At 56.6% G+C, this 12673-nt stretch carries 9 protein-coding genes; 7 read left to right on the plus strand and 2 right to left on the minus strand.

Annotated features, from left to right (window positions below; all coding sequences use genetic code 11):
* Positions 1-4: 4 nt before the first annotated feature.
* A complete protein-coding gene (locus tag F556_RS0125360; RefSeq protein WP_020619817.1) occupies positions 5-769 on the minus strand; it encodes a helix-turn-helix transcriptional regulator in 765 nt (254 codons plus the stop codon).
* A 223-nt stretch (positions 770-992) separates the two neighbouring features.
* Between F556_RS0125360 and F556_RS0125365 the strand changes: the two genes are divergently transcribed.
* Positions 993-2153: a Gfo/Idh/MocA family protein gene (locus F556_RS0125365; protein ID WP_020619818.1), complete on the plus strand. Its 1161-nt coding sequence runs from the start codon at positions 993-995 to the stop codon at positions 2151-2153.
* Positions 2154-2195: 42 nt separating this feature from the next.
* Complete coding sequence (locus F556_RS0125370; protein ID WP_020619819.1) at positions 2196-3341, plus strand: DUF2264 domain-containing protein; 1146 nt, start codon at positions 2196-2198, stop codon at positions 3339-3341.
* Positions 3342-3369: 28 nt separating this feature from the next.
* Here F556_RS0125370 and F556_RS0125375 read toward each other — a convergent pair whose 3' ends face one another.
* A complete protein-coding gene (locus F556_RS0125375; protein WP_020619820.1) occupies positions 3370-4245 on the minus strand; it encodes a helix-turn-helix domain-containing protein in 876 nt (291 codons plus the stop codon).
* Between the two features lie 136 nt (positions 4246-4381).
* On the opposite strand from F556_RS0125375, the gene F556_RS0125380 reads away from it, so the two are divergent.
* From F556_RS0125380 to F556_RS0125400, 5 genes are all read left to right on the plus strand, one after another.
* Entirely contained in the window at positions 4382-6271 is a 1890-nt protein-coding gene (locus F556_RS0125380) for a beta-L-arabinofuranosidase domain-containing protein (RefSeq protein WP_020619821.1), read from the plus strand.
* Between the two features lie 153 nt (positions 6272-6424).
* Positions 6425-8185: a cache domain-containing sensor histidine kinase gene (locus F556_RS0125385; protein ID WP_020619822.1), complete on the plus strand. Its 1761-nt coding sequence runs from the start codon at positions 6425-6427 to the stop codon at positions 8183-8185.
* Entirely contained in the window at positions 8182-9768 is a 1587-nt protein-coding gene (locus F556_RS0125390) for a response regulator transcription factor (protein WP_020619823.1), read from the plus strand. The genes F556_RS0125385 and F556_RS0125390 overlap by 4 nt, the downstream gene beginning before the upstream one ends.
* 99 nt (positions 9769-9867) lie before the next feature.
* Positions 9868-11022 (plus strand): glycoside hydrolase family 88 protein, encoded by a 1155-nt coding sequence (locus F556_RS0125395; protein WP_020619824.1) that lies wholly within the window; start codon positions 9868-9870, stop codon positions 11020-11022.
* Positions 11016-12638: a glycoside hydrolase family 43 protein gene (locus F556_RS0125400; protein ID WP_020619825.1), complete on the plus strand. Its 1623-nt coding sequence runs from the start codon at positions 11016-11018 to the stop codon at positions 12636-12638. The genes F556_RS0125395 and F556_RS0125400 overlap by 7 nt, the downstream gene beginning before the upstream one ends.
* Positions 12639-12673: the final 35 nt, after the last annotated feature.

The raw sequence follows: 12673 nt of genomic DNA on the forward strand, positions 1-12673 counted from the left end.
CTCGCTATAACGCATCCACGCCTCGCCGGTTCCGGTATTCACTCGGAGTCACGCCCATATGCCGTTTGAAGCGGGTGCTGAAATAGTAAGGGTCACTGAACCCCGCTCGCTCCGCCGCCTCGCCTACGGTGTATTCACCGCTGACCAGCAGGGCGGCAGCTTTGTTCAGCCGTACCCGGTGAATGTATTCGGCAATCGTACATCCTTCGGTCTGCTTGAACAGGGCGCCGCAATAGACCGGATGCAGCCCAACCAGTTCAGCCAGTACCCGTACTGTAATGACGCCTTCATAATGCTCGGCAATATGACGCTTCATCCGCTCCACGTGCAGGTTGCCCGGACGATTCGCTTCCTCCTCATAGATGAGCTTGTGCAGCAGCAGCGCGAACAGCGCTTGGCACTTCAACTGATAGCCGCTGCGGCGCTGCAGCCATTCATAGTTGATCTCTCGGCACAGCGTCTCGAATTCCTCCATCTCCCGGCCCAAGATGCGCGCGGGCAATGGTAATCGCTGGCCGTCCGCCAGGTCAAAATTCATCGCCGCACAACGCATGCCGGAGGTGGTGGCCCAGCGGTCGCTGCCAGCGGGGATATATAAGATATCTCCCGCTTGCACCCGTATTTCTTCCTCGTGCACGAGGAAATTGGCCTCACCTTCAAGGACAAAAGTCAGCGAGTGAAAAGGGATAAAAGGGTTCGCCAAGCGCCAGTTGGGTGTACACGTTTTCACGACGAAATAGCTGAGAAAAGGCTGTAGTAAATCTTGCATGGACATATCCCTCCTGCATGGGAGTTGCTCTGGGTTACTGCGTATGCGTTCAGTATAGCAGGCACCAGAGGCAATATCCAGATACAGGATCTACCGCAAGACCCTGTACTGAAGCAAGATGGCAATCTTTAATTTGCACAAATATCCTGTAATTGCTCCATTCAAGCAGGCAGAAAGCCGGTGATATAATGAAGCCAAAAGTTCGTGAAATGGAGGCGTAATCATGATCAATGTAGCCATCATTGGAGCAGGCAATATTTCATCCGCCCATATTAAGGCCTATCAGGCGTTCCCGGAACGTTGCAAAATTGTCGCCATCGTCGATATCCAGCCTGGCAAGGCAGCGGCTGCCGCGGAGCAGCATGCCATCGAGGTAGACATCCTGGAGCAATACGATGCCCTGCTGGGGCGGGAAGACATCGATTTGGTAAGCATCTGTACGCCGCCTTTCACCCATGCCGATCTGGCGGAGTCGCTGCTCCGGGACGGTAAGCATGTGCTGGTAGAGAAGCCGATGGCGGCCTCGCTTGCCGAGTGCGACCGGATGATTCGTGCTGCCGAGACGAGCGGCAAGGTATTGTCGGTGGTCGCCCAGAACCGGTTCCGCGATCCGATCATGCAGCTCAAGCAGCTGCTGGATGGGGGGAAGATCGGCCGGGTCGTCCATGCCCAGGTCGATTCCTACTGGTGGCGGGGCCATTGCTACTATGATCTATGGTGGCGCGGCCTGTGGTCCAAGGAGGGCGGGGGCCCGACACTCAACCATGCTGTGCATCATATCGATATGCTGGGCTGGATGATGGGGCTGCCGACCAAAGTATCTGCGATGCTGAGCAATGCTGCGCATGACAATGCCGAGGTCGAGGACATCTCCGTGGCGGCCTTGCAGTATCCGGGCGGAGGGATGGCCCAGATTACGAGCTCGGTCATTCATCATGGCGAGGAGCAGCAGATCATCTTCCAGGGCGAGTATGCCCGTATCTCTGCCCCGTGGAAGGTCTATGCCTCGCAATCGCTGGGCAATGGCTTTCCGGAGCGCAATCCGGATCTGGAGGCCGAGCTGGAGCTGGACCGGTCGAAGCTGCCGGTCGTCGAGCACATGGGGCATAAGGGGCAGATCGACGATGTGCTGACGGCCATCGAGACGGGCAGCGAGCCACTGGTGACAGGAGAGAGCGGACGAATGACGTTGGAGCTGATTACGGCAATCTACAAGGCCGGCTTCGAGGAACGCACCGTGACGCTGCCGATTGCTCCTGAGGATCCATGTTATACTGCCGAGGGCATCGTGGCTCAGGCACCGCGTTTCTATGAGAAGTCAGCATCCGTGCAGGAATTGGGATCGGGTGTGGGCATTACAACAGGCAGCGATTATCGTCCGTAAGAGAAGAGGCGCGATACGGGATCACTTCAAGGGGGCAATACGATGACGGAACACTTGCATACGAGGGCATATTGGGTGGAAACGATGCTGCGCATCGCTCGCCCGGTGCTGGAGGCCTTGTCCCGAAGGGAGCTGAAGCAGCGGCTCCCGGCATTCCATGCCGACCGCAGCGAGTTCGCTCCGCTGGAGGCACTGGGAAGGTTGGCCTGCGGCATCGCGCCCTGGCTGGAGCTGGAGGGCATGCCTGAGGCAGAGGAGCGCTTGCGGGAGCAGGCCACGCGTCAGCTGCTGGAAGGAATCGACTCGGCCACGGACCTGGACTCGCCGGATGCGATGAACTTCGAGAGCGGGGGCCAGCCGCTGGTCGATGCAGCCTTTCTGGCGCACGCACTGCTGCGGGCTCCCAACCGTCTGGCGGGAGGGCTGTCGCCAGGGGCCAGAGTGCGCGTCATTGCCGCTCTGCGGAAGACGCGTCGGCAGGTCCCGCACGGCAGCAACTGGCTGTTCTTCAGCGCCATGGTGGAGGCGGGACTCCATGTGCTGGGCGACGAGACCTATGACCGGATGCGGGTGGCTTACGCCGTCCATATGTTCATGAAATGGTACAAGGGCGACGGCGTATACGGTGACGGGGAACCGTTCCATTGGGATTATTACAACAGCTTCGTCATTCAGCCGATGCTGGTCGATTTGATTCGCCTCTTCGGCAGTGAGATGGGCGATCTGCGGGCGCTGGAGCCGGTGGTCATGGAGCGGGCCCAGCGTTACGCGGGTGTGCTGGAGCGGATGATCTCTCCGGAAGGCACGTATCCGCCGATCGGCCGCTCGCTCACGTACCGGTTCGGAGCCTTCCAGCTCTTGTCCCAAGCCGCACTCCAGCACTTCCTGCCCGCGGAGCTGGCGCCTGAGCAGGTGCGCTGCGCTCTGACTGCCGTCATGCGCCGAACGATGGCAGCGCCAGGCACCCTGGATGCCGAGGGCTGGCTGCAGCCAGGTGTAGCCGGGCATCAGCCTTCCCTGGCTGAGGGGTATATCAATACGGGCAGCCTCTATCTATGTATGGCCGTCTTTCTGCCGCTCGGCCTTCCGTCCTCCGACCCGTTCTGGTCAGCCCCGAATCGGGACTGGACCTCGCGGCTGATCTTCGGCGGCAGTGACCAGCCCGCTGACCATGCGATTTCCCGTTAAGTCTCTACTACCGGATCACGCGCGCCTGCTAGGTCCGATAAAAATGATTCAGATAAGACGATGGCGATTCGCCCATCGTCTTTTTGAAGATTCGGCTGAAATAAAACGGGTTGGCATAGCCGACGCGCTTGGCAATCTCTCCGATGTTGAGGCTGGTATCCCGCATCAAGGCGATGGCTTGCTCGACCCGCAGCTTGGTGTGTGCCTGGACGATGGTCTGACCGGTCAGCCTACTGAAGGTGGCCGAGATATAGCTGTAATTGAGCTGGAGCTCGGCACTCAGCTGCGTGGCATCGAGCTCCTCGCAGGCATGCTGCCTCAGGTAGCTCATCACTCTGCCAGGAAGCGAGGCAGCTTTCCCTTGCGCCACCTCGCTGGTTGTACTCGCAGCCGCACGTTGGAGCTCCAGAAACATCGCATGCGTCTGAACGCTGAGCCAAGTCATGCGATGCGGGAGGCTGCGGTCGCGGCTCTGGCGGAGCAGCTGCTCCAGACGCTGTGCCATGATCACATGCCACGGCGTGGAGCCGTGCTTGGGAAGCGCCAGCCGGTAGCGGTAATGCTCTGGATAATAGAAATCCAAGCCGGGCAGGGGCTCGGCTCCTTCATACGCCTCGGCGTCCAGCCCCGGGGTGCGAAAATGAATCCAGTACCAGCCGGTCCCCGGATCCGAGCGGGGCAGACCGTAATGATGCGCCCCATTTTTGAGAAATAGATGCTCCCCCGGACCTATCCAATATTCAACACCTTCCTCAATCACCTGCATCCGGCCCGATACGACAAATACGAAGACGTCGAAGGCAAGCCTGCGATCAGGATGCGTATACCGCTCCTCGCTCAGATTCCAGCCGATATCCTGGACCAGCGGCAGGCGGTCGGCGGCCAGATAGATATCAGTATCCACGAACGTGCCTCCCTCCTCCGATTAGAACCCAAAAAAAAGACAGGTAAATGATATTTCCTGCATTTCATCCTCATCATAGCATATATACAATGAACTCATGAGCCAAATAAAGTGTAGTAGTGAGGAGGAGATTGATATGAAGATCAAGTTCAAGACCATCCCATCAGGAAAGGTAAATGTGACCGCCCCGGCATTGCAAGCGAGACAGAAGCTGAACACCGATTACATCATGAGTCTGACCAACCAGAATCTGCTGCGCAGCTTCTATCTGGAGGCAGGGCTATGGAGTTATAGCGGTGACGGGGGCACGACAACGGAAACGTCCACGGTATCCGATAGCCCGGAGCACTGGCATTGGGGGTGGGAGGCGCCGACCTGCGAGCTGCGGGGGCATATCATGGGACACTGGCTGTCGGCTGCAGCGCGGATCTATGCGCGCAGCGGTGATGCGATGGTTAAGGCCAAGGCAGATACCATCGTAGCGGAGTTAGCGCGCTGCCAGGAGGCCATGGGTGGCAGGTGGCTGGCGGCATTTTCCGAATCGGCGATGCACCGGCTGACGAAGGGAAAGTGGGTATGGGCGCCGCATTACACCATCCATAAGTTGCTCATGGGTCTGCACGAGATGCACACGCTGGCTGATAACGCGCAGGCCCTGCAGATCATGACAGGTATTGCATCCTGGTTCCATGCGTGGACCGGGACACTCTCGCAGGAGCAAATGGACGAGGTACTGGATATGGAAACGGGGGGCATGCTGGAGGCCTGGTCTGATCTGTACGCAGTTACCGGGGATGCCACGCATCGGGAGCTGATCTACCGGTATGATCGGCGCCGCTTCTTCGACCGGCTGCTGGCGGGTGAGGATGTGCTGACGAATAAGCATGCCAACACGCAGATTCCTGAAATCCTGGGCGCGGCCCGGGCCTGGGAAGTGACCGGCGACGAGCGATTCCGGCACATCGTGGAGGCCTTCTGGAGATGCGCGGTGACGGAGCGGGGATCTGTAGCGACCGGTGCGGCTGATGATGGGGAGCTGTGGATGCCGCCGCAAGATATGGCCGAGCGGCTGGGTGTCGGACAAGAGCACTGCTGCAATTACAATATGATGCGGCTTGCTCATGTCCTGACGCGCTGGACTGGAGAAGCCCAGTACGCCGATTATTGGGAGCGGCGCTTCTGGAATGGCGCGATGGCCCAGCAGTCAGGACAGGACGGCATGGTTAGTTATTTCCTTGGCGTTGCACCCGGCAGCCGCAAGAAGTGGGGCACACGGACCCGGCACTTCTGGTGCTGCCACGGGACTCTGATGCAGGCGCATGCCGGCTATGACGAGCAGATCTGTTTGAAGGATGAGGCAGGCCTTGTCGTAAGCCAGTGGCTGCCAGCCGACGTTGAACTGGAAACCAAGACCGGCACGGGGGTCAAGCTGTCACTCCAGCAGGATGGCCAGCATGGCGTCCAGCCGGCGGATGGCTGGTCGGTTAGGGGAATGCATCAGATTACCAAGCTTGATATCCCGGCAATTCCTGCACATCGCCCAGATCGGAAGGTGTATACCTTGCAGTTGACGGTGAGTCAGGCGGCTGAGTTCGACTTGCGGCTGCGCATTCCGTGGTGGGTTGCAGGTACGCCGAGCGTATCCATTGACGGGGAAGCTGTGGAAGCGGCGGTTATCGATTCCTTCATTCATTTGCATAGACACTGGGAGCAAACCCACGAGCTGCGCATTGAACTGCCGAAGCGACTCTCAATGGAACGATTGCCGGGCAGCGAGGCGCGTTACGCCTTGCTGGATGGACCGCTAGTGCTGGTCGGATTGACCGAGGAGGACCGCACACTGTACGGTGACCCCGACGAACCGAATGTGCTGTTCATTCCCGACAGAGAGCGGCACCATAGCTGGTGGAGGACGGGCAGCTACCGGACGCGGGGACAAGCGGTGGGCCTGCGCTTTATCCCACTGATGGATGTGGTGGATCAGCCGTATGGTGTTTATTTCCGGGTGGAACCCAGACCATCTTAAGTTAGCCGCACCTTAGTCTTAAAAAACTTCATAGGCGCAGCAATCGATCCGTGGTACGCTAACTGCAAAGACTCCAAAAACGCCCGCTATGGGCGTTTTTGACTATTGTTTAGTATACTAACGCCATATCAACAAGAAACGGAGCGTTGTGGGATGAGCTTGTGGAGTCAGCGCTGGAACAGTGTTTTTGTCAAATTTTCGGCTGCTTTTATCCTTGTCGGGCTTGTCCCGCTGTTTGCCCTGAGCTTCTTCTCCGTTCAGACGTTCAAGGGCCATGTGGAGAGCTATACCAAGGACAATCTGCGACAGATGGTGCTTTACGCCAGCTATAATCTCAATTCGGCGTTTAACAACTATAACGAAATATCAATGCTCATGTATACAGGACGCTATGAGGGCATGCTGGAGAGCTTCGCCAACAACCAAACGCGTAATGTGAACGAGCTGGAGCAGATTAATTCGGTGCCCATCGATGCATTTTTGAAGATGATTGCCTATAGCGACAGCTATATTCGCAGTGCTTACTTTGTACGCAGCTCTGACGGCAAGCTCTACAGCCAGGCCAAGGAGAACATGATTTTGCTGCAGGAAGAGTTGCCACTGGAGCAGTGGCTTGCGGGGATGGCAGAGCAACCCAATCAGCTGAAAATCTACCCGACGCATGCCAATACCTACTATTTCAACTCAGATGAACAGGTCATTACAATCGGCCGTAATCTCATTGACACATCAGGTATCCTGATGCCAGAGCACAAAGTTGTCGGGACGTTGTTCTTTGATGTCGAGGCAGCTGTGGCGGACCAGTTCCTGCAGGAGCTAAGACTGGGAGAGCGGGATGAGTTATTTGTAAGGGATGGGGAGGGGCAAATCTATTTCAGTAATCTGGAGCTGGAGGAGGCGAACAAGCGTCTCACAGGCAAGCCTCAACCGAACCGGCTCGTCCTGCAGGAGCCCATTCCCTTCATCCGCGGCGATCTTACAGTGGAGCTGGCTACTGACGAACTGTACGAGCAGTTGGAGACGACCAGCTCGGCCGTTTATTTGGCGATTCTAATCTGCTCGCTGGTTCTGATTGTCATGGGCACCTGGTTCTCGCGCCGGCTGGCGGCGCCAATCCGCAGTCTGATCCGTCAGATGGCCAAGGTGGAATCCGGCAATCTGGAGATTCAGGTGGAAGTGAAGGGGAAGGATGAGATGGGCCGGCTCGCGCACGGCTTCAACCGCATGATTGACCGCCTGCAGACGTTTATTAATGAAGCGTATGTCGCCGAAATCAAGCAGAAGCAGACGGAGCTGAATGCACTGAAGAGCCAGATCCGACCGCATTATCTATATAATACGCTGGAGGTCATTCGCATGAATGCCGTTCATAGTGATGCCGACGAGGTAGCCGATATGATCCTGTCGCTCTCCAATCAATTAAAGTATGTTATTGATTACGGGGAGGACTGGGTAACGATTCAGGAAGAGCTAGCGCACCTGAAGGATTATTTCTATATTATCGAGGTCCGTTTCGAGCAGCGGTTTATGTTTCAGTTGGATATCGCGCCGGAGGTCGATTTAAACTGGGGAATTCTTAAGCTGTCGCTGCAGCCGATTGTAGAGAATGCCATTCAGCACGGCCTTCGTCCCAAGGGGAAAGGAACGGTCCGTGTCAGTATGGAGAGACAGCAGGAAGCCCTCTGCGTGACGGTCTACGACGACGGTGTCGGTATGGAGGCGGAGGAAGTGCAGCGGCTTCATGAGACGCTTGCTGATCCCGGGCCGCCTGCGGGTCATGTAGGAATGAAGAATGTTCATGAGCGAATCCGTTCCGTATGCGGTGAGGGATACGGGCTCAGTGTGAGCAGCCGGGCGCATACCGGTACATCAGTGATTATGCTTTTTTCGCTGAGGGAGGGGGAACAGCGATGATCAGGGTCGTGCTGGCGGACGATGAGCCCATCATTATCAAAGGACTGCGTAAGCTGATTGACTGGTCTGCGTTTGGAATGGAGATTGTCGGATGCGCGTATGACGGAGCGGAGCTGATGGAGCATATCGAGACCTTGAAGCCGGATATTGTCATTAGTGACATCAGTATGCCGCACCGGAGTGGAATTGATATCATTCGGGAGGTCAAAGAGCGGGGACTGTCCGTCAAGGTGATCTTCATAAGTGCTTACCAGGAATTCACGTATGCCAAGGATGCGATTGCTTATGGGGCGATCGATTATCTGATTAAACCGGTCGTCAAGCAGCAGCTGGAAAAGTCTCTGCATCATGCCGCTTCGCTTATCGATGAGGACCTGCAAGAGGAGCAGCGTCGGGGCAAGCTGGAGCATCTGGAGCGGAAGCATCGGCATGAGGAGCTCCAGGCGGCTCTTGGCCAGCTTGTTGACGGGGTCCCCCTTCGCAATACGGAAGAGCGGTTGCGTCTGGAGACACTTTTGCCAGGACCGTATCTGAATGTGTTGTTACTGGAAGCGGAGATGGATCACAGTACGGAGCGCTGGGGAGAGAAGGAGAGCCGTTTGATTGCTTTTGCCATCGGCAACATCCTGGAGGAAATGGTGACGGCGGCGAACAGGGGATTTGTTTTTCAGAAGAATGAGCGGCATGTGTTGATCGTCCATCACCGGACAGAGACCTCTGCCGGCATGCTTGCCGAGGACATTCGCAAGCAAATTTCTGCCATTCTCAAGCTGGAGGCGACGGTTGCTGTGAGCGGAGCGGCAGCAGGTATTAATCGGTTGGAGGAGGCTTATGCTCAGGCAGAGCAAATGCTGCATTTGAAATTTTTTGCCGGCTTGGGCAAGGTTCTGCGTTATACGGCGCAGGCGCCTTCAGGTCGCACCGACAAGCCGCTTTACGAGCTGCGTTGGACGGCGCTTGGTGATTTGACGTCGACCGGGTGGCCGGAGCTTGAGGCTGCCCTCAACGGCTGGCTGCAGGAGCTTGGACATGAGACATGGGGGCACCCGCAGTTGGCCATTAGTGCTTGCCTGTCTTCGATTGTCACTATGATTCAGGAGTTGGCCAAGTCGGGTCTCACCTTGCCTGAGGAGACGCTGGACAAACGCACGCTCCAGCAGCGCTTAGCAACCAGCCGGACGTTCGAGGAGCTAGGACAGGAGTTCAAGGCTATGTTTCGTGCAGTTCACGAGGCCATTCATACCGATGGCAGTCATCGGGAAAATCTGGTGCTTGCCCGAATCAAGCAGCACATTGAGGAGCATTATGCTGAGGAGATCACACTGGAGTCGATGGCGAGCCAAGCGTATATGAACCCTTACTATTTCAGTACGTTCTTCAAGAAGCATACGGGTCACAACTTCAAGTCGTATGTCACCGGGGTGAGAATGAAGCATGCCCTCTTGCTGCTGTCGCGTACCGACCTGAAGGTCTATGAGATTGCAGAACGGGTGGGGTACAACAACGCCCGGCATTTCAGCGACATGTTCAAGAAGCTCTACGGACAGCTGCCCAATGATTATCGGCAAGAGATACGCAAATAAGTTAAAAAAACCGCACTTCAATCTAAAGAAAGATCATTTTGTTCCTTTGCTCTCTGTGAAAAGATAGAGGAAGTCTATTAAGAAAGCAGGGAGCACAAAATGCTGGAACAACAAGATCGACTCTGGGTGGAGAGCGTCATACAGAAACTATCAAACAAGATGAACTGGGTAAGTGAGAAGTCGCGGGAGAAAATTCCCTACACCACAAAGGACGGCACGCATGATGACCGGTCTGCAGATAACCCGAGTGGTTATGATGCGGATGGCATCTGCTGGTGGACCAACGGCTTCTGGGGCGGCATGATGTGGCTGATGCATCACGAGACGGGAGAGGAGCGGTACCGGGAGATTGCCGAAATCTCCGAGGCGAAGCTGGATGCCTGCTTCGAACAGTTTCACGGCCTGCATCATGACGTAGGCTTCATGTGGCTGCCCACGAGCGTAGCCAACTATCGGGTGACAGGCAATCGGGAGTCGCGCAAGCGGGCGCTCCATGCGGCTAGCCTGTTGGCGGGGCGCTTCAATGTTGTCGGTAGCTTCATTCGGGCCTGGGACGACCTGGAGGAGGGTGACACGCGCGGCTGGGCGATCATCGACTGCATGTTTAATATTCCTCTGCTGTACTGGGCTAGCAAGGAAACGAACGATCCGCGGTATCGCCAGATTGCCGAACGGCATGCCGACACGGTGATGGAGACGTTTGTCCGCCCGGACGGCTCGGTGCATCATATAGTTGAATTTGACCCGTTCCATGGCGGCTTCGTGCGCGCCCACGGCGGTCAAGGCTATGGCGACGGCTCGTCCTGGACGCGCGGGCAGACATGGGGATTGTACGGCTTCATGATGAGCTACCGCCATACGGGCAACGAGAAATACCTCCAGACCGCCCAGCGGATTGCCCATTATTTCATTGCGAACATCCCGGAGAGCGGCATTATCCCGATTGACTTCCGTCAGCCCAAGGAGCCGGCGTATGAGGATTCAACGGCTGCGGCAATTGCGGCCTGCGGTCTGATCGAGATTGCGAACGCAGTCGGGGAACTGGAGCGCGACATGTATCTGCGCCCGGCGCTCAAGCTGCTGCGCAGACTGGACGAGTCCCGTGCCGATTGGAGCGAGAGCAGTGACGCAATCCTGACGCATGGCTCGGCAGCGTACCATAACCCGAACCGTCATACGTCGATTATTTATGGGGATTACTACTTTATGGAAGCGATATTCAAGCTCAAAGGCGGTGATCTGTACCTATGGTAGGACGGTGCCCGCAAGCAAGCCATACGATTCAGAACCCGGTGCTGCGCGGCTTCAACCCTGACCCCTCGGTCATCCGCGTTGGAGACGACTATTATATTGCGACCTCGACCTTTGAATGGTTTCCCGGCGTCCAGATTCATCACTCGAAGGATCTGGTGCACTGGCAGCTGCTGACCCGTCCGCTGAACAGGGTGTCACAGCTTGATCTCAGGGGCGTCGGCGCTTCACAAGGCATCTGGGCGCCTTGCCTTACGTACGACAACGGCATTTTTTATCTGGTCTACACGGTCGTCAATTCTTTTTATGTCAACATGTACGATACGCCCAACTATCTGGTGACGACAGACGATATCTCGGGTGAATGGTCGGAGCCCATCTATCTGAACAGCTACGGCTTCGATCCGTCGCTCTTCCATGATGATGACGGACGTAAGTATATCGTCAGCATGGTGACTGATCACCGGATACCGAAACGCTACCGTGGCCATCTGGTCCTCCAGGAATATGATGTGCAGGAGCAGCAAATGATTGACGAGCCGGTCACCATCTATGCCAGCGAGGACATCTATCTGGAGGGTCCTCACATCTACAAGCGGGACGACTATTACTATCTGTTCGCCGCCGATACGGGCACGGGCGAGGGGCATGGTCAATCCATCCTGCGCTCCCGAGAGCTCTTCGGACCTTATGAGGCTTATGACGGGAATTCCCTGATGACCGCGCGTGAGCATCCGGAGCTGCTGCTCCAGAAGTCAGGGCATGGGGACCTGGTGGAGACTCAAAACGGCGAGTGGTATATGATCCATCTGTGCGGCCGGGCACTGGAGAACCGGACAGAGAAGGGCGACCGCAAGTACACGCTTGGCCGGGAGACTGCCATTCAGAAGGTTGAGTGGACCGAGGACGGCTGGCTGCGGCTGGCGAATGGGACGGTGCTGCCGGATACACAGGTGCCGGCTCCGAACCTGCCGCTGCATCCGTTTCCGAGCCGGCCGGCGCGCGATGATTTTGATAGCAAGACACTGGATATCCATTTTCAGTCGCTGCGTATTCCGCTGGATGAAACCTTCTATTCCCTCACTGCCAGAGAAGGTCATCTGCGGCTCTATGGCAGGGAGGGGCTAGGCTCCAAGTATCGTCAGAGCCTGATCGCCAGGCGTTGGCAGGAATTCGAGTTTAGCGCAAGCACTTGCTTGGCGTTCGAACCGACAAGCTACAAGCATCTGGCTGGCCTGATCTGCCTCTATGATACGGAGAACTATTACTATCTCCATGTCACCCACCATGAGGACAAGGGCAAGTGCATCAGCATCTTGTCGGCGGTGAACAAGGTATACAATGATCCGGTCGGTTATGTGGCGCTGCCAGAGGACGCGTCGTTGGTGTGGCTGCGGGCCGAGGTCGATAATGACAAGCTGCAATTCTACTATTCCACCAGCGGTGAGAACCAGTATGAGCCGATCGGGCCTGTTCTGGACGCGAGTACGCTCTCTGATGAAGCGTGCCGGGAAGGGTGGTTTACCGGGGCCTTCGTTGGTCTGTGCTGCCAGGATCTGACCGGCTTCCGCAAGCATGCCGACTTTGATTATTTTGAGTACGCAGAACAACACGATTAGCCTGTAGATGGACCTGGGGAACTTGCCTGCTGGCG

Origin of the sequence: Paenibacillus daejeonensis DSM 15491 (assembly GCF_000378385.1) — a bacterium.
Taxonomy (GTDB): Bacteria; Bacillota; Bacilli; order Paenibacillales; family Paenibacillaceae; genus Paenibacillus_D; species Paenibacillus_D daejeonensis.